At 70.5% G+C, this 16,611-nt stretch carries 16 protein-coding genes and 1 riboswitch; of the genes, 7 read left to right on the top strand and 9 right to left on the bottom strand.

What is annotated here, in order from left to right:
• Positions 1–286: 286 nt before the first annotated feature.
• Entirely contained in the window at positions 287–2,374 is a 2,088-nt protein-coding gene (locus tag AB0C35_RS27075; protein WP_358461287.1) for an RNA degradosome polyphosphate kinase, read from the top strand.
• Positions 2,367–3,284, top strand: coding sequence for an NUDIX domain-containing protein (locus AB0C35_RS27080; RefSeq protein ID WP_358461289.1), 918 nt, complete (start codon positions 2,367–2,369; stop codon positions 3,282–3,284). The genes AB0C35_RS27075 and AB0C35_RS27080 overlap by 8 nt, the downstream gene beginning before the upstream one ends.
• On the opposite strand, the gene AB0C35_RS27085 is transcribed toward AB0C35_RS27080, so the two are convergent.
• On the bottom strand, positions 3,250–4,746 hold the full coding sequence (locus AB0C35_RS27085; RefSeq protein ID WP_358461291.1) for a CYTH and CHAD domain-containing protein: 1,497 nt from the start codon (positions 4,744–4,746) through the stop codon (positions 3,250–3,252). The genes AB0C35_RS27080 and AB0C35_RS27085 overlap by 35 nt on opposite strands.
• Positions 4,747–4,862: 116 nt before the next feature.
• Between AB0C35_RS27085 and AB0C35_RS27090 the strand changes: the two genes are divergently transcribed.
• Positions 4,863–5,555 carry an HAD hydrolase-like protein gene (locus tag AB0C35_RS27090; RefSeq protein WP_358461294.1) on the top strand — a complete coding sequence of 231 codons (693 nt, stop codon included), beginning with the start codon at positions 4,863–4,865 and terminating at the stop codon, positions 5,553–5,555.
• Here the strand turns inward: AB0C35_RS27090 and AB0C35_RS27095 are convergent.
• Positions 5,530–6,093: a TetR/AcrR family transcriptional regulator gene (locus tag AB0C35_RS27095; RefSeq protein ID WP_358461297.1), complete on the bottom strand. Its 564-nt coding sequence runs from the start codon at positions 6,091–6,093 to the stop codon at positions 5,530–5,532. The genes AB0C35_RS27090 and AB0C35_RS27095 overlap by 26 nt on opposite strands.
• Before the next feature lie 61 nt (positions 6,094–6,154).
• Here AB0C35_RS27095 and AB0C35_RS27100 point away from each other — a divergent pair, with 61 nt between their 5' ends.
• Positions 6,155–6,592, top strand: coding sequence for a nuclear transport factor 2 family protein (locus AB0C35_RS27100; RefSeq protein ID WP_358461300.1), 438 nt, complete (start codon positions 6,155–6,157; stop codon positions 6,590–6,592).
• Between the two features lie 92 nt (positions 6,593–6,684).
• On the opposite strand, the gene AB0C35_RS27105 is transcribed toward AB0C35_RS27100, so the two are convergent.
• Positions 6,685–7,143 (bottom strand): GNAT family N-acetyltransferase, encoded by a 459-nt coding sequence (locus AB0C35_RS27105; RefSeq protein ID WP_358461399.1) that lies wholly within the window; start codon positions 7,141–7,143, stop codon positions 6,685–6,687.
• A 154-nt stretch (positions 7,144–7,297) separates the two neighbouring features.
• Here AB0C35_RS27105 and AB0C35_RS27110 point away from each other — a divergent pair, with 154 nt between their 5' ends.
• Positions 7,298–7,633 carry a WhiB family transcriptional regulator gene (locus AB0C35_RS27110; protein WP_358461303.1) on the top strand — a complete coding sequence of 112 codons (336 nt, stop codon included), beginning with the start codon at positions 7,298–7,300 and terminating at the stop codon, positions 7,631–7,633.
• Here AB0C35_RS27110 and AB0C35_RS27115 read toward each other — a convergent pair.
• Positions 7,630–8,559, bottom strand: coding sequence for an NADPH:quinone oxidoreductase family protein (locus AB0C35_RS27115; protein ID WP_358461306.1), 930 nt, complete (start codon positions 8,557–8,559; stop codon positions 7,630–7,632). The two genes, AB0C35_RS27110 and AB0C35_RS27115, sit on opposite strands and share 4 nt — an antisense overlap.
• 104 nt (positions 8,560–8,663) lie before the next feature.
• Here AB0C35_RS27115 and AB0C35_RS27120 point away from each other — a divergent pair, with 104 nt between their 5' ends.
• The gene (locus AB0C35_RS27120; RefSeq protein WP_358461309.1) at positions 8,664–9,254 is read left to right on the top strand and encodes a rhomboid family intramembrane serine protease; all 591 of its coding nucleotides are present in this window, start codon (positions 8,664–8,666) and stop codon (positions 9,252–9,254) included.
• 19 nt (positions 9,255–9,273) lie between these two features.
• Here AB0C35_RS27120 and AB0C35_RS27125 read toward each other — a convergent pair whose 3' ends face one another.
• The 5 genes from AB0C35_RS27125 to AB0C35_RS27145 all read right to left on the bottom strand — a co-directional run bounded on the left by AB0C35_RS27125 (position 9,274) and on the right by AB0C35_RS27145 (position 14,414).
• On the bottom strand, positions 9,274–10,020 hold the full coding sequence (locus AB0C35_RS27125; protein ID WP_358461312.1) for an SDR family oxidoreductase: 747 nt from the start codon (positions 10,018–10,020) through the stop codon (positions 9,274–9,276).
• Between the two features lie 74 nt (positions 10,021–10,094).
• Positions 10,095–11,564 carry a hypothetical protein gene (locus AB0C35_RS27130; protein ID WP_358461315.1) on the bottom strand — a complete coding sequence of 490 codons (1,470 nt, stop codon included), beginning with the start codon at positions 11,562–11,564 and terminating at the stop codon, positions 10,095–10,097.
• An 80-nt stretch (positions 11,565–11,644) separates the two neighbouring features.
• Entirely contained in the window at positions 11,645–12,430 is a 786-nt protein-coding gene (locus tag AB0C35_RS27135) for a sporulation protein (RefSeq protein ID WP_358461318.1), read from the bottom strand.
• A gap of 139 nt (positions 12,431–12,569) precedes the next feature.
• Entirely contained in the window at positions 12,570–12,896 is a 327-nt protein-coding gene (locus tag AB0C35_RS27140; protein ID WP_358461321.1) for a multidrug efflux SMR transporter, read from the bottom strand.
• Positions 12,897–12,928: 32 nt separating this feature from the next.
• A riboswitch (guanidine-III (ykkC-III) riboswitch) is annotated at positions 12,929–12,991 on the bottom strand.
• A gap of 85 nt (positions 12,992–13,076) precedes the next feature.
• Positions 13,077–14,414 (bottom strand): UDP-glucose/GDP-mannose dehydrogenase family protein, encoded by a 1,338-nt coding sequence (locus AB0C35_RS27145; RefSeq protein ID WP_358461324.1) that lies wholly within the window; start codon positions 14,412–14,414, stop codon positions 13,077–13,079.
• Between the two features lie 312 nt (positions 14,415–14,726).
• Here AB0C35_RS27145 and AB0C35_RS27150 point away from each other — a divergent pair, with 312 nt between their 5' ends.
• On the top strand, positions 14,727–16,562 hold the full coding sequence (locus AB0C35_RS27150) for an acyl-CoA dehydrogenase (RefSeq protein ID WP_358461327.1): 1,836 nt from the start codon (positions 14,727–14,729) through the stop codon (positions 16,560–16,562).
• The last annotated feature ends 49 nt before the right edge of the window (positions 16,563–16,611 follow it).

Genomic DNA, 16,611 nt, shown 5'->3' on the forward strand with positions numbered 1-16,611 from the left:
GCCGCACCGAGGTCACGGGTCGTGCGGCCGGAGGCGCCCCAGCGCCGGAGGCCGCACGACCCGCCGACGCAGGCGACCGCAGCGACGCCCCACCGACCGCAACCGGCACGGAGACCGAACGGCGGCGTGAGGATCGCCTGCGTCGCGACGGGGGTTCCAGGGGGTCGCCCCCCTGGGAGAACAAGTGTGATCAGCGGGAACCGAGGGCATGATCGAAGTGTCTGATACTCGGGCGAAACAGCCGAGTTCGACCTTCGTTCACTTTGCTCAGGGACAATAACCGGTTATGACCGTCAATCCAGGACAACTCCCCCATCATCACGCCGAAGCGCTCCCGGACGACCGCTTCCTGGACCGGGAGGAGAGCTGGCTCAGATTCAACCAGCGCGTCCTGGAACTCGCCGAGGACCCCGGCCTGCCGCTGCTCGAACGGGTCCGGTTCCTGTCGATCTTCTCCAGCAACCTGGACGAGTTCTTCATGGTCCGCGTCGCCGGCCTCGCCCGCCGGATGGCGACCGGGCTCGCGGTCCAGTCCGCCAGCGGCCGGCAGCCCCGCGAGGTCCTCGAACGCACCGGCGAGGTCGCGCACGAGCTGATGGAGCGGCACGCCGCCTGCTTCCGCGGCGGGATCCGCCCCGCGCTCGGCGAAGAGGGCATCGACATCCTGCGCTGGGACGAGCTGGCCGAGACCGAGCGGGAGCGGCTGCGGCGGCTGTTCCGCGACCGGATCTACCCCGTCCTCACGCCGCTCGTCGTCGACTCCGCGCACCCGTTCCCCTACATCTCGGGCCTGTCGCTCAACCTCGCGGTGATCGTCCGCGACCCGGAGACGGACGCCACGCTGTTCGCCCGCGTCAAGGTGCCGCCGCTGCTGCCGCGCTTCATCGAGGCGTCCCCCGACCGGTTCACGCCGCTGGAGGACGTCATCGCCGCGCACCTCGGCCAGCTGTTCAGCGGGATGGAGGTCGTCGAGCACCACGCGTTCCGCGTCACCCGCAACCAGGACCTGGAGATCGACGACGACATCAGCGAGGGGCTCCTGCAGGCCCTCGAACGCGAGCTGCTGCGCCGCCGGTTCGGCCCGGTCGTCCGGCTGGAGGTCGAGGAGTCGATCTCCGACGGCGTCCTGGACCTGCTGACCTCCGAGCTGGCCGTGGACGAGGGCCAGATCTACCGCGTCGTCGGACCCCTCGACCTCGGCGGCCTCGCGTCGATCGCCGACCTCGACCGCCCGGATCTGAAGTACTCCCCTTTCGTTCCGTCCAAGGAGGCGCTGCCGGAGGACGCGAGCATCTTCAGCGCCATCCGTGAACGGGACGTGCTCGTCCACCATCCCTACGACTCGTTCACCACGACCGTGCAGCGGCTGATCGAGGACGCGGCGACCGACCCGCGCGTCCTGGCGATCAAGCAGACGCTCTACCGGACCAGCGGCGACTCCCCGATCGTGGACGCGCTGATGAACGCCGCCGAGGCCGGCAAGCAGGTCGTGGTCGTCGTCGAGCTGAAGGCCCGCTTCGACGAGCGCGCCAACATCGCCTGGGCGCGCAAGCTGGAGACGGCCGGCTGCCACGTCGTCTACGGGTTCGTCGGGCTGAAGACGCATTGCAAGCTCGCGCTGATCGTCCGGCAGGACGCGGAGGGCCAGCTCCGCCGCTACTGCCACATCGGCACCGGCAACTACCACCCGAAGACCGCCCGCCTCTACGAGGACTTCGGGCTCCTCACCGCCGACCCCGAGGTCGGCGAGGACGTCAGCGCCCTGTTCAACCACCTCACCGGCTACTCACGGCAGACGTCCTACCACCGGCTGCTCGTCGCGCCGAACAGCCTGCGGTCCGGGCTCGTCCAGCGGATCGAGCACGAGATCGACAACCGGCGGGCCGGGCATCCCGCCCGGATCCGGATCAAGTGCAACTCCCTCGTGGACGAGGTGATCATCGACGCGCTGTACCGGGCGTCGCAGGCCGGGGTCCCGGTGGACGTCTGGGTCCGCGGCATATGCGCGGTGCGTCCAGGCGTGCCCGGCCTGTCGGACATGATCCGGGTGCGGAGCGTCCTCGGCCGGTTCCTGGAGCATTCCCGGGTGTTCGCGTTCGAGAACGGCGGCGAACCCGAGGTGTGGATCGGCAGCGCCGACCTCATGCACCGCAACCTCGACCGCCGCGTCGAGGCCCTCGTCACCGTCACCGACCGGGCCCAGCGGGACGAACTGCTGTCCCTCATCGACCGGGCCATGGACGACGGCACCGACGCGTGGGCGCTCGACGGCGACGGCACGTGGACGCGGCTCACGGCCCACCCCGGCGACGCCCTGCAGGACATCCAGACCCACCTGGTGAAGAGCCGGCGGTGGAGGACCGTCGATGGCTGAGCGCGTCACCCCGCCAGGGACCGATGTCATTTGGGCCGCCGGTGCGCTGCTGTGGCGGGACGGCCCCGAGTTCGCGGTGATCCACCGTCCGCGTTACGACGACTGGTCGTTCCCCAAGGGCAAGGTCGACAAGGGGGAGCACGTGCTGCGGGCCGCCGTCCGCGAGATCGAGGAGGAGACCGGCATCGTCGCCCGCCTCGGCCGCCGCCTGCCCACCAGCACCTACCCGATCGGCGACCGGACCAAGCGGGTCGACTACTGGGCCGCCCGCCCCGCCTCCCCGGCCGCCTTCACCCCCAACGACGAGGTGGACGAGGTGGTCTGGCTGCCGCCCGCCGAAGCCGAGGCCAGGCTCAGCTACGGGCACGACGTCGGCCTGCTCCACGAGTTCCTGCGCGGCCCCCTGCACACCTCGCCGCTGATCATCCTGCGGCACGCGTCCGCCGGGGAGAAACGCGACTGGCGCGACGCCGACGAACTGCGGCCGCTGGACGCCGCGGGCCGCGCCGAGGCGGCCGTCCTCGCGGACCTCCTGCACGCCTACGGGCCCGCACGGCTGATCAGCTCCGCGACGGCCCGCTGCCTGGAGACCGTCCTGCCCTACGCACGCCGCACCGGCGCGTCCATCGTCACCGACGCGGCGTTCACCGTCGGCGACACCGGCCCCGGCACGGCGACGGACCGGCTGCTGTCACTGGTCGCCGACGGCGTCCCCACCATCGTGTGCACGCACGGCGAGATCGTCTCCGAACTCGTCACCGGCCTGTGCCGGGAAACGGGGGAGAAGGTCCCGGACGACCCGAGCCTGCGCAAGTCGGAGTTCTGGGCGGCGCACCTCGCCGGCGGCTCGATGCCCGCCCTGGAACGCCACACTGCTAGAACGACGGCCCCAGGGTCTGCGACCAGGTAGTCGACAGGCGGTCCCGCGCCCCCTCGGCCCGGCACCGCTCCTGCCCGTACAGGACGCCCAAGGTGAACGCCTCCTCCGGAACCCGGGTGCGCTTGGCGGCCGCCCCGAGATGCTCCATGGCGATCACGCCGTCCTGGTAGCCGCCGAGGACCTCCTGGATGCGCTTGGCGTCCTTCACCACCCGCTTCGCGGCCACACCCAGCACCGGCACCGCCAGCTCGGCCGCGTACCGCGCCCGCTTGGCCGACTTGCGGGTCTCGTGCCGCGCGACGTCGGGATCCTTCGCGCCCTTGATCGACGCGTAGTCCTTGGCCATGCGGTCCCACGCCCGCGTGACGAGATCGGGCAGCTCCTTGCGGGCCTTCTTGTCCGCCGCCTCCACCAGCGGCGGCTCGGCGATCAGCCGGTCGAGCTCGTCGAGCAGCGCGAAGTACCTCGGCTCCTTGAGGGACGTGTTCATCCGCCGGTACGCGGCCCGCTCCTTCTGCCCCAGGTCGTCCAGCAGGAACGCGGGCGCCTCCGCGAAGCGCATCCGCAGCACCTCGAGATCGCGCACCTCGCCGAGGACGGCCGCCAGCCACCGCAGCTCCGACCCCAGCTGCGCGGTCCGCTCCGCGTCCAGGACGGTCCGGTAGCTGCGCAGGACGCTCCTCATCCGCCGCGTCGCCACCCGCATCCGGTGGACCGCGTCCTCCTCGCCCAGCCGCGCCTTCGGGTCGAACGCCACCACGGCCTCGACCTGCTCGGCCAGGTAGGCCAGGACGACCTCCCCGGTCGTGATGGACGGACCCTTCCCGTTGGACGTCGCCGCCGCGATCCGCGACCTCGCCGCCGCCCGCGCCGCCGCGGACTCCGACGGCACGACCGCCTCGCCCAGCAGCCGCCCCAGCTTGGACGACGACCTTCCCTTCTTGGCGCCGCCCTTCCGGAGCCGCTTGCCCGCCGCCTTCAGCAGCTCGGCCGGGCCGTCCCTCAGCTCGACCTCGATCTCCCGCCACCGCTCGGGCTCCGCGCCGTCCCCGCCGCCCCGGCCCGTCACCAGGTCGTCGGCGACCTCGACGAGTTCGGCGCCGTCCTCCCCGAGCAGCCGGACGACCGTCCGCCGGGTCTCCAGCGTCGCGACGGGGCACAGCTCCGCCCCGCGCGTGTACGCCGCGACCAGCCCCGCCAGCCGCGGCGGGACGATCAGCGGCCGCCCCAGCGGGGCCCGCAGCTCCTGCTTGCTGTCCGGCCCGGCCGGCATCTTCAGGTGCCATCCCGCGTCCGGACCGCCCCGCCTGCGCCGCAGCGTGATCCCGTGCGCCGCCAGCCGCAGGTCGGCGGTGTCGAAGTAGCTGGCGTGCAGCTCGTGTACCTCGGGCTCCGCCGCCGACACCACGCCCGGCAACCCGTCCAGCTCCGGCAGGACGAAGTCGGCGGCGGCATCGTACTTCTGCTCGATCTCGAGATGCCTCTCGGCCACGCTCAGCTCCTCCAAGACGACCCGGCTGCGACGCACACCCAGGTGACAAGCATTTCACGCCCACATGAACAACAACAGAAACCTTGCGGTCAAGCCTTTGCGCCTAGCATGCGTGGGTGCGAACACTGGTGCTCTGGGACATCGACCACACCCTCATTAACGCGGGCGGGCTAAGCGGTGAAATCTACGCCATGGTGTTCAGTCGTCTGGTCGGCCACCCACCCGAGAAGATCGCCCCCATGGCCGGACGCACCGATCGCGCCATCACCACCGACACACTTCGCCACCACGGCATCGACCCCACCCCCGAGCTGATGGCGTCCTTCACCGCGTCCCTCGCCGAATCGTTCACCGCCCGCCAGGACGAATTCGCCGACCGGGGCCACGTCCTGCCCGGCGCCCACGCCGCCCTGAAAGCCCTCGCCGCCCGTCCCGACGTGATCCAGTCGGCGCTGACGGGCAACATGAAGCAGATCGCGGTCTGCAAACTCACCGCTTTCGCCCTCATCGACTTCTTCGACCTGGAAGCGGGCGCCTACGGCATGGACGGCATCGAACGCCCACCCCTGGTGAAACTCGCCCAGCAACGCGCCGCCCGCAAGTACGGCGAGGAGTTCAGCGCGTCCAACACCGTCCTGATCGGCGACACCCCCCACGACGTACGCGCGGGCCACGAGGGCGGCGCCCACGTCGTCGCCGTGGCGACCGGCGCGACCTCCGCCCCCGCCCTGCGCCTCTCCGGCGCCGAGGTGGTCCTCACCGACCTCACCGACACCCCCAGGGTCATCCAGGCGATCCTCCAAGCCTGAGCACGACGCGACAGGTCGAGGCGATCAACTCGTCCACGAGCGGCGGCGGTGGGCGCCGTTCAAGCAGATGACGGCGGACGGCGCCATAGGGGACGTCCACCGTGGCGAAGACCAGCCGCTCGCGGTCGACGCCGGTGAAGGAGCTCAGCGCGTCCGAGACCCGGGTGTTGAGCGCCTCAAGATCCCTGGAGAGTTCGGCCGGCCAGGCAGAGGCGAGGTCACGCCGCCGGTAGAGGAGCAGCACGGCGGCCTCGTCCATGTGCAGGCGGCACCACCGCGGCGTGTGCAGCGCCGCCGCCAAGGCGTCACCCTCCTTCAGCGCCGTGACGAACCCGTGCTGGAAGCGCCCCACGGTGCGCAGCCACAGGGACGCCAGCAACAGATCCCGCGAGCCGAACCGATGGTAGAGCGAGCCGGAAGGCCCCCCGAGCCGCTCGGCGATGGCCGCGATGGTGGCGGCCGCCGGCCCGTCCTCAGCCGTGACGGCCAAGGCGGCGTCGAGGATCTGGTCCTGGCTGAACTTGGCCGGTCTTCCCAAGGAGGCCTCCCATCGTTAATAGTAGGAACATTCTAGAACGTATCCTCTAAAAGGAGCCCGCATGTCCACCTCGTCAGACGTCGTCAAGGGGTTCTACGACGCCGCCCAGGCAGGTGACGGTGCCGCGATCCTCGCCATCCTTCACACGGACTTCGTGGCGCACACCGCGCCGGGCCTGCCATGCGGCGCCGGCGGCACCTTCCACGGCCCTCGCGAGACGCTGACCCGCGTATGGGGTGCGGTCTTCGCCGAGTTCGACACGGCTCCCTACGCGGAGACCAGGCACGAGACGACCGACGGGATGGTCGTGGTCACCGGCCACTACCGAGGCACCGCACGCGCCACCGGCCGTGCCCACGAGGCCGAGTTCGTCCACCTGTGGCGCGTCACCGACGGCCAGATCTCATGGCTCCACCAGTACACCGACACGACCCACTGGCACAAAGCCCTCACCCCCCGCGCCGAGAGGGATGGCTCCGCAGCATCAGCGGCTCGCTGATCGCTTGTTGGACCGGGGCGGCGGTGCGACGAACCCCCGCGTCCCCGGACTGTCGCCCCTTCCCGAGGGGTCGCATGTCTGCGCAATCACCGTCAGATGTCGCGGAGGTGGTACTTCATGCCCATGTGGGAGGGGCGGAAGCCGATCTTCTGGTAGAAGCGGATGGCGTCGGGGCGCTGGCGGTCGGTGGTGAGCTGGACGACGCGGCAGCCCCGGGCGCGGGCCTGGTCGATGGCCCAGTTGATCATGTCCTGGCCGACGCCGAGGCCGCGTTGCTCGGCGGCCACGCGGACGCCTTCGATCTGGGCGCGTTCGCCGCCGGTGTAGGTGAGGCCGGGGATGAAGGTCAGCTGGAGCGTTCCCGCGATCTCACCGCCGACCTCCGCGACGATCAGGCTGTTGTTGGGGTCCTTCTCGATCGCGGTGAAGGCCGTGAAGTAGGCCTCCGGGATCTCGTCCCCGGGTGTTTCGCGGGTGGCTCCCAGGGGATCGTCGGCGAGTAGCCGGACGATCTGGGGCAGATCGGCCACCGTCGCCTCGCGGAAGGTCACTTCTTGATCACGCTGCACACCTCACAGGTTAGCCGGACGGTAAGTTGCAACGTTCGCGAACGTCTTGTAGTACTACGAGTTGTAGTACTACGTTGAGTGGAGACCACCCTGAGCCGAACTGCCGGTGGTCTCGTCGCCGCGCAGGGAGAAGCCAATGCACAACCACGAGATCGAGAACGAGGAACACTGGAGCGACCACGCCATCTGTCGCGGTGCCGATCCGGATCTGTTCTTCCCGATCGGCTATTCGGTGCCGGTGCTTCAGGCGCAGGAGGACGCGGCCAAGGCGATCTGCGCGAACTGCCCCGTGAAGGCCGAATGCCTCGCGTGGGCGCTGCGGGTCGGCGAGCCCGACGGCATCTGGGGCGGCACGACCCCGGAGGAGCGCCGCTACCTGCGCCGGACGGCCGATGCCCCCACGCGGCGTCCCCTGCCCGTCATCGTCGTACGCGGGGACGCGTCCGAGTCCGAGCACGCGTCCGCCGCTTAGGGGAGAAGGGCCACTTTGCCCACCACGCGGCGGTTAAGCAGGTCGTCCATGACCTGGGCCGTCGAGGCCAGGGGTTCTGTGCGGGGGGCCACGGGGGCTAGGTCGCCCTTGGCGACCATGGTGAGAAGCTCGTCCAGGAGGCGGCGCTGCTCTTGAGGGTGGGTCATCGACCAGGCGCCCCAGTCGACGCCGACGATCGTGCGGTTGCGCAGGAGAACCTGGTTGAGGGGGAGGGACGGGATCTCCCCCGAGGCGAAGCCGATCACGACGTAGCGGCCCCGTTCGCGGAGTGAGCGCAGGGCGGGCTCGGCCAGGAGTCCGCCGACCGGGTCGTAGACCACGTCCACTCCGCCGTCCGACCAGGCGCGGGCGGTCGCCTTGACGTCCTCTGCGCTGCTCACCGTGGACTCGGCCCCGGCCGAGCGGGCGGCCTCCTGCTTGGCCGGTGTGGATGCGGCCGCGAGGACCCGGGCGCCCAGGGCCGTGGACACCTGGATCGCCGCCAGCCCCACGCCGCCGCCGGCGCCGAGGACGAGCACCGTCTCGCCGGGCCGCAGTGCGGCGCGGTCGCGGAGGGCGAACAGGGCCGTGCTGTAGCTCTGCGTGAAGGTGGCGGCGCGGGGGAAGTCGAGTTCGTCCGGGATCGGGACGGCCGAGGCGGCGGGCACCGCCACGTGCGTCGCGAATCCGCCCAGCCCGCACATGGCGAGGACGCGCTCGCCGGCCGGAAGGGTTCCCGCGACCTCGCTGCCCGGGACGAACGGCAGCGGCGGCTTGATCTGGTACCGCCCCTGGACGAACAGGGCGTCCACGTAGTTGACCCCGGCGGCCTCCACGGTGATGAGGACCTGGCCGGGCCCCGGGACGGGCGGCTCGGTCTCCCTGACGACGACGGAGCCGAGTTCCTCACAGATCGCAGCGCGCATCCGTCCAATATGCCGGAGGTCACTCCGGGAGCCGGGGCCAGGGGCACCTTCCGGACATCCCACGCGTTGACGGTGCAGGGTCGTCGACACTTACGGTGGCTGATATGAGCTATGTCCCCGACCGGCAGCAGCGTTCCGACGGGCTCGCCAAGCACGGTGCCCGCGCGCTCTCCTCAGCGGTCCTGATCGGGTCCGTGACCGCGCTGATGTGGGTGCTGGAGGCGTTCGACTACACGGCGGGCGGGTGGCTCGACCGGTTCGGCATCCAGCCCCGGGACGTGAACGACCTGCCGGACATCTTCACCGCGCCGTTCATGCACGGCGGGTTCGGGCACCTGATGGCCAACACGGTCCCGTTCCTCATCCTCGGGTTCATCGCGGCGGCGCGGGGGATCGCCAAGTTCCTGGCCGCCAGCCTGATCATCATCGTGGTCGGCGGGCTCGGCGTGTGGTTCACCAGCTCCGCCAACACGCTCGGATCCAGCATCCTGATCTTCGGCTTCTTCGGCTACCTGGTCGGACGCGGGATCTTCGAGCGGCGGCTGATCGACATCGGGATCGCCGTCGCCGTCGTGGCCGTCTACGGCACGATGCTGCTCGGCGTCATCCCGGGCGACCCCGGCATCTCCTGGCAGGGCCACCTGTTCGGGCTGATCGGCGGTGTGCTGGGCGCCTGGTTCCTGCGCCGGAGCTGAACCGGCATCCGCGGCCGGGTCAACTGGGCCGGACGGTGACCTCCGAGACGACCGCGTCGCGGGACGTCTCCAGCGCCGACACGAGCACCCGCGCCACGGTCGCGGGGGCCGCGAAGTCGTCCTCGGCGTAGGGGTGGCCTTCCTGGGCGCGGACCCTCCGCTGCATCTCGGTGGCCGTCCGCCCGGGGTAGACGGTCGTGACGCGCAAGGACGGCTCTTCGGCGCGCAGGGAGTCGGCCAGGGCCCGAAGCCCGAATTTGCTCGCCGCGTACGCCGACCACTCGGGGTTCGCGCGCAGACCGGCGGTCGAGTTCACGAAGACGACGTGGCCCCCGGCGGCGCGTAGCGCGGGCAGGAGCAGCCGGGTCAGCTCGGCCGCGGACACCAGGTTGACCGACAGGTGCTCGATCCACTCGTCCGCTTCCGTGTCCGCCACCCGTGCCAGGTGCACCATGCCCGCGGTGTGGACGACGCCGTCCAGCCGCGCGGGGACCCCGGCCACGGCGAGGGACGCCTCGATGCGCCGCGGCTCAGTCAGGTCCAGCGGGATCGTGGTGATGGCCGCGCCCCGCGGCGGTGAGGGGACCGCGCCCGGGTTGATGACCTGGGTGGCGGCGTTCGCGCCGCCGCGCAGTGACTTGGCCAGCCCGTCGAGGCGGTCGGACGAGCGGCCGGTGAGGATGAGGTCGTGCCCGCGCTCGCGCAGCAGCTCGGCGACCGCCGTCCCGATGCCGCCGGTCGCCCCCGTGATCAGATACGTGCCCATGAGGTTCCATTCTGGTCGATCCCCTACCCCGGTGGACGCCCGGGGCGTCCCGTTGGTTCGGGTTCGGGTGGGGTTCAGCGGGCGCCCGTGCTGGGGCGCAGGACGCGTGCCGTCCCGGCGATGAGGGCGGTGGCGAGCACCCAGCCCGTCGTGACGAGCCCGTACGCGACCCAGCGGGACCAGTTCACGGCGTCGTAGGACAACTGCTGCCCGAACGTGTCGAGCGGGATCAGCAGGTCCAGGGTGTAGATCAGCGCGTGGAACGCCGGGAGCTCGTCACGCGGCTTGACGGGACGCGGATTCTCGATCGAGAACACCGTCGTCCCGAGGGCCAGCAGCGCCGCGAACCACGCGAACGCCAGCCAGGGCCGGTAGCCGAAACCGACCGTCCAGTCCAGGAGGTGGTTCCATGCCTTGCCGACCGGGTTCAGCCTGCGGCGGCGCGCCCGGAGTTTGGCGAGTTGCACCTTTCGGGCCAGGTCGTCGTGGCCGATGCCGTGGTACCAGGCGGCGAGCTGCTCGTACGGCTGGAGATGGAACTCCTTGTCGCGGGACACCCAGCTGAGGCGGTCCTTGAACTCGGCGCCGCGCAGCGTCTCGTAGGTCATGCCGTTCAGGTACAGCTCGTCCGGCCAGATGGACGGGTGGTCCTGGAGCAGGTCGATCCGGGAGTACGACAGCGACACCCGGCCCTTGATCCGCTCCTCGGGCCACAGGAGCAGCTCGTCGGCCTGGATGTGGCTGGCGTGCAGCGCCATCCGCGCGGGGTCGCCGGAGTCGAGCCGCGCGCGGGAGAAGGACAGGATGCCGCTGAAGCGCCCGCTGCGCAGCCGTACGGTGCCGAGCGCGGTGAATCCGTTGCTGAACTCGGCGGCGTCCTCGACGACCATGTTCATGGCGTCGAGCGCGAGGCGGCCGGGGTTGGTGAGGGTCGTCCTCTCCATGAACAGCCCGCCGTTCATCCGGGCCCCGACGAAGCGGACCCCGCCGGTGATGTGGGCGTCCCGGATGAAGGTGCCGACCTCGACGACGAGGCCGCCGCTGAACAGCGCCCACTTCTCCGGGCCGGACGCGGTGATCGTCGTCCCGTTCATCCGCAGGCCGCCGCCGAGCTGCGCCCGCGGCAGCCTGACCTCGCCCTCGATCTGCGACCCGGACAGGCTGAGGTAGCCGTCCGCGTGCAGTCCGCCGCCGTCGAAGCCCGGCATCCAGCACCTGGAGAAACGCAGCTCCCGCGTCCCCGCGTTGGAGAAGTCGGGCTCCTCGACGATGCGGCAGTCCTCCAGCCGGAGCTCGTACGCGACGGAGCCGCCCGAGATGTCCATCCGCCCCATGACGTAGGCGCCGCGCAGCCGCACGGCCGCGACGGCTCCGGGGCTCGGGTCCTGCGCGCCGAGCAGCAGCCGGGTGATGATCTCGGCGCGGACGATCCGGTCGGGCAGCGGGCCGGCGGGACGGTCGTCGCCGAGCACGACGGTGTCGCCGGTGGGGAACGCGGCCCAGAGGCGTCGTTCCGCGTCGTTCAGTCCGGGGGGCTGGGGCACGGGAACTCTTTCTACGCGCAGATCCCCTCCGCGATCAAACGTCGCGGAGGGGATCGGGTGTCCGTCGGGGGTGCCGGGGGTTAGAAGAAGCCCCTGCGGCGCCCGGCGTCCTGCAGGAAGCCGCCGAGCTGCTGCTCCCAGTCGGTGCTGCCGACGGTCGCGTAGTCGACGGTGAACCGGCTGAACGCGTCGCGTCCTTCGGTGAAGGCGCCGCCGCGCTTGTCGAGCTCCAGCACGACCTCCATGGACTGCGGGTACGACACGAACGTCACCTCAAGCTGCTTGATGCCGCGCGCGTACTGCCCCGGAGGGAAGAACTCGATCTCCTGGTAGAAGGGCAGCTCCTGGTGCACGCCCCAGATGCGGCCCTTCTCGCAGTCGGCGTTGCGGAACTGGAAGCCGAGGTTGGAGAACGCCGCGAGGATGCGCTCCTGCGCGGGCAGCGGGTGCACGGCGATCGGGTCGAGGTCGCCCGGGTCGATCGCCCCCGCGACCTCCAGTTCGGTCGCGAGACCGACCGTGGTGCCGCGCAGCGGCTGCCCGTACATGTGGGTGAGCGGCGCCTCCCACGGGATGGCGAACTGGAACGGGATGCTGTGCCGGGCCCCGTCGTCCAGCTCGAAACTGCCGGCCACCCGCAGCTTGGCGTATTCGAGGTTGGAGGTGTACTCGTTGTCGCCCGACTCGACCTCGACCCTGGTCTTGAGGGCGAGGTTCACCGACTTGATGTCGGAGTCGTGCTGGCCCCCGATGATCGTGATCTCGCCGGTGACGGTGCCACCGGGCGTGGTGTTCGGGTCGTGCAGGATCGTTTCGATCGACGGGCCGCCGATGCCCATCGCCTGGCGCAGCTTCTTGAAGACCAAGGTCCGTCCTCCCGTGTTAGAGCACTCCCGGGCGCTCTCCGTCCCGTGCGTCCGGCACTCTCGTCCCATAGACGCCGTGAACGGAGATTACGTTCCTGGATATCGTCGTGACCTGCGAATCGCCGGGTTAGTCGGTTTTTCAGTGGCCGCCGGCGCCCGCCAGGTTGAGGCCGACGACCCCGATGATGATGAACGCCAGTGCGGTGATCTTGGCCGCGGAGACCTGGTCACCCATGACCAGCATGCCCAGAGCGGCGGTTCCGACGGCCCCGATGCCGACCCAGACCGCGTAGGCGGTGCCGACGTCGAGGGTCTTCAGGGCCAGGCTGAGCAGGCCGAAACTGGTCACGGCGAAGAAGAGGAATCCCGCGGACGGCAGCGGCTCGGTGAAGCCCTTGGCGGCCTTCAGGCACAGGGCCATCGCGACCTCGAAGAGGCCGGCGACGATGAGGAGGATCCAGGCCATGGTTCTGCTCCCGGTAGGCGAGGCGGCTATGTCACGCGTCGTCTTCGCCTGCCGGGTACGGCGCACCTCGTCCGGGAGGACCACAGGCCCTCACCACCCTGAACGGCCCCGGCGCGCCGGGTGTTCCCCGTTCGCCGGGACCGTCAGGGCCGTCAGAGGACGCCAGGACCGTCCGGACCGCTAGGACCGTCCGAGTGCGCGGTACTCCCATCCCGCCGAGCGCCAGTGCGCCGCGTCCAGGGCGTGGCGTCCGTCCACGATGCGCTTGTGGCGGACGACCTCGGCCAGCGCCTCCGGCTCCACCTCCCGGAAGACCGACCATTCGGTCAGCAGGACGATGACGTCGGCGTCCTCGGCCACGTCGAACGCGCTGTCGCCGTACCGCAGCTCGGGGAAGGCGCGGCGGGCGTTGCCGAGCGCCGCCGGATCGTGGACGCGGACGTCCCCGCCGAGGCCGTGCAGGGTGTGCGCCACGTCCAGCGCGGGGGCGTCGCGGATGTCGTCGGAGTTGGGCTTGAACGCGGCGCCCCACGCGGCGATCCGCTTCCCGGCGACGGTGCCGCCGAGCACCTCGCGGACGAGGTCGACGGTGCGGGCGCGGCGGCGCCGGTTGATGTCGTCCACCTCGCGCAGGAACGAGACGGCCTGGCCGACGCCGATCTCCTCGGCGCGGTGCGCGAACGCCCGGATGTCCTTGGGGAGGCAGCCGCCGCCGAAGCCGAGGCCGGGCCGGAGGAACTTGCCGCCGATCCGGTCGTCGAGGGCGAGGGAGTCGGCGAGGTCCTTGATGTCGGCGCCGACGGCCTCGCAGACCTCCGCCATGGCGTTGATGTAGGAGATCTTGGTGGCGAGGAAGGAGTTGGCGGCGACCTTGACCAGTTCGGCGGTCGCGAGGTCGGTCCGGATCACCGGGGTGCCGATGTCGAGGACGGGTTTGAACGCGGCCCGGAGCCGCTCGTCCGCCCAGTCGGAGGCGACGCCGAACACGAGCCGGTTGGGGCGCATGGTGTCGTCGACGGCGTAGCCCTCGCGGAGGAACTCGGGGTTCCACGCCAGTTCGGCGTCAGTGCCCGCGGGGGCCAGTTCCTGGAGCACGCCGGTGAGGCGCTGCGCCGTCCCGACCGGCACGGTGGACTTGCCGACGACGAGGGCGCGGCGGCGCAGGTGCGGGGCGAGGGAGCGGACGGCGGCGTCGACGTAGGACAGGTCTGCGGCGTCGGAGTCGGGGAGCTGCGGCGTCCCGACGCACAGGAAGTGGACGTCGCCGAACTTGCCGGCCTCCGCGTAGGAGGCGGTGAAGCGGAGGCGGCCGGAGTCGAGCGCTTTGGTGAGCAGCTCCGGCAGGCCGGGTTCGAAGATCGGGACCTCGCCGGACGCCAACCGGGCGATCTTGTCCGGGTCGGTGTCCACACCGAGGACCTCGAAGCCGAGCACGGCCATGCAGATGGCGTGCGTGGCGCCGAGATAGCCGGTGCCGATGACGGTCAGTCTCGGGGCCTCGGCATCCCCCTGTTTCATGCGCACCTCCTTTGCCTAGCGGTGTTCTCGCTCGCCCGATCTTCCCACCGGCGATCCGCCGCCCGTCGGCGGGTGCCGTGCCGGGCGGGCGCCGGGCGGGCGCCGTGCGCGGACGCCGGACGCCTCACCGCCGTGTGAGCGGTGTCACGCGCGGAGTCCGGACGTGGTATCGATATGGCCTCCCTCTCCCGATTGGGGTGGTTGTCACTGGTTACTAGCGGGTAGCATGATGTTGAGTTACTAGCCAGTAAAACCAGCCAGTAGTAGACGCGCGGGGCCGGCCGGGCGCCGCAGGACCAGACGGAGTCTCGAATGGGGCACTACAAGAGCAACCTCCGGGACCTGGAGTTCAACCTCTTCGAGGTGTTCAGGCGCCAGGACCTCCTCGGCAGCGGTCCGTACGCCGAACTGGACGAGGACACCGCGCGCAGCATCCTGGACGAGGTGAACCGGCTGGCCGAGGGCCCGCTGGCCGAGTCCTTCGAGGACGCCGACCGCAACCCGCCCGAGTACGACCCGGCCACCGGCGCCGTGACCATGCCGGAGAGCTTCAAGAAGTCCTACAAGGCGTGGATGGACGCCGAATGGTACCGCCTCGACCTCGGCGCCGACTTCGGCGGCACCGGCGCGCCGCGCTCCCTGACCTGGGCCGTCGCCGAGCAGGTCCTCGGCGCGAACCCGGCCGTCTACATGTTCGCGTCCGGCCCCGGTTTCGCCCAGATCCTCTGGCACATCGGCACGCCGGAGCAGAAGCGGTTCGCCGAACTGGCCCTTGAGCGGCAGTGGGGCGCAACGATGGTGCTGACCGAGCCGGACGCCGGCTCCGACGTCGGCGCCGGCCGCGCCAAGGCCGTCCAGCAGCCGGACGGCACCTGGCACATCGAGGGCGTCAAGCGCTTCATCACCTCGGCCGAGCACGACATGTCGGAGAACATCTTCCACCTGGTGCTGGCCCGTCCCGAGGGCGCCGGTCCCGGCACCAAGGGCCTGTCGATGTTCCTCGTCCCCAAGTACATGGTGGACCTGGAGAGCGGCGAGCTGGGCGAGCGCAACGGCGCGTACGTGACGAACGTCGAGAAGAAGATGGGCCTCAAGGTCTCCACGACCTGCGAGCTGACCTTCGGCGAGAAGCACCCGGCGGTCGGCTACCTGGTCGGCGACGTCCACCAGGGCATCCGGCAGATGTTCCTCGTCATCGAGTACGCCCGGATGATGGTCGGCACCAAGGCCATCGCCACCCTGTCCACCGGCTACCTCAACGCGCTGGAGTACGCCAAGGAGCGCGTCCAGGGTGCCGACATGACGCAGATGACGGACAAGTCCGCCCCGCGTGTGACGATCACCCACCACCCGGACGTCCGGCGCAGCCTCATGACGCAGAAGGCGTACGCCGAGGGCATGCGGGCGCTGGTGCTGCTCACCTCGTCCTACCAGGACGCCGTCCAGATCGCCGAGCACAAGGGCCGCAAGGACGAGCAGGCCGAGAAGATCAACGACCTGCTGCTGCCGATCGTGAAGGGCTTCGGCTCGGAACGGGCGTACGCCCTGCTCGGCGCCGAGTCGCTGCAGACCCTCGGCGGATCCGGCTTCCTGCAGGACTACCCGATCGAGCAGTACATCCGCGACTCCAAGATCGACACCCTGTACGAGGGCACCACCGCGATCCAGGGCCAGGACCTGTTCTTCCGCAAGATCGTCCGAGACCAGGGCGAGGCGCTGAAGGTGCTCACCGGCGAGATCAAGGCGTTCGCCGAGTCGGAGGCCGGCAACGGCCGACTGAAGAACGAGCGGGCCCTGCTCGGCCGGGCCCTGGAGGACGTACAGGGCATCATCGACCCGATGGTCGGATGGGCGCTCGGCTCGATGGAGAACCCGAAGGAGCTCTACAAGATCGGGCTCAACTCGTCCCGCCTCCTGATGGCCCTCGGCGACCTCATCGTCGGCTGGCTCCTGGCCCGCCAGGCCGAAGTCGCCCTCACCGCCCTCGGCGGCGGCGGCGTCTCCGACTCCGACAAGGCGTTCTACAACGGCAAGATCGCGGCCGCGCAGTTCTTCTGCCAGACCGTCCTGCCCCGCCTGACCGCCGACCGCACCATCACCGAGTCCACCACCCTGGACCTAATGGACCTCCCCGAAGAAGCCTTCTAACCCCACCCGAACCCAGCACCCCCGGCCCTCCGCCTCTCGGCGGGGGGCC

It is taken from the genome of Spirillospora sp. NPDC048819 (genome assembly GCF_040650055.1).
Lineage (GTDB): Bacteria > Actinomycetota > Actinomycetes > Streptosporangiales > Streptosporangiaceae > Spirillospora.

Coding starts and splice junctions, on each gene's coding strand:
- AB0C35_RS27075 (WP_358461287.1), top strand. CDS start 287: ATGACCGTCAATCCAGGACAACTCCCCCATCATCACGCCGAAGCGCTC.
- AB0C35_RS27080 (WP_358461289.1), top strand. CDS start 2,367: ATGGCTGAGCGCGTCACCCCGCCAGGGACCGATGTCATTTGGGCCGCC.
- AB0C35_RS27100 (WP_358461300.1), top strand. CDS start 6,155: ATGTCCACCTCGTCAGACGTCGTCAAGGGGTTCTACGACGCCGCCCAG.
- AB0C35_RS27110 (WP_358461303.1), top strand. CDS start 7,298: ATGCACAACCACGAGATCGAGAACGAGGAACACTGGAGCGACCACGCC.
- AB0C35_RS27115 (WP_358461306.1), bottom strand. CDS start 8,559: ATGCGCGCTGCGATCTGTGAGGAACTCGGCTCCGTCGTCGTCAGGGAG.
- AB0C35_RS27120 (WP_358461309.1), top strand. CDS start 8,664: ATGAGCTATGTCCCCGACCGGCAGCAGCGTTCCGACGGGCTCGCCAAG.
- AB0C35_RS27125 (WP_358461312.1), bottom strand. CDS start 10,020: ATGGGCACGTATCTGATCACGGGGGCGACCGGCGGCATCGGGACGGCG.
- AB0C35_RS27140 (WP_358461321.1), bottom strand. CDS start 12,896: ATGGCCTGGATCCTCCTCATCGTCGCCGGCCTCTTCGAGGTCGCGATG.
- AB0C35_RS27145 (WP_358461324.1), bottom strand. CDS start 14,414: ATGAAACAGGGGGATGCCGAGGCCCCGAGACTGACCGTCATCGGCACC.
- AB0C35_RS27150 (WP_358461327.1), top strand. CDS start 14,727: ATGGGGCACTACAAGAGCAACCTCCGGGACCTGGAGTTCAACCTCTTC.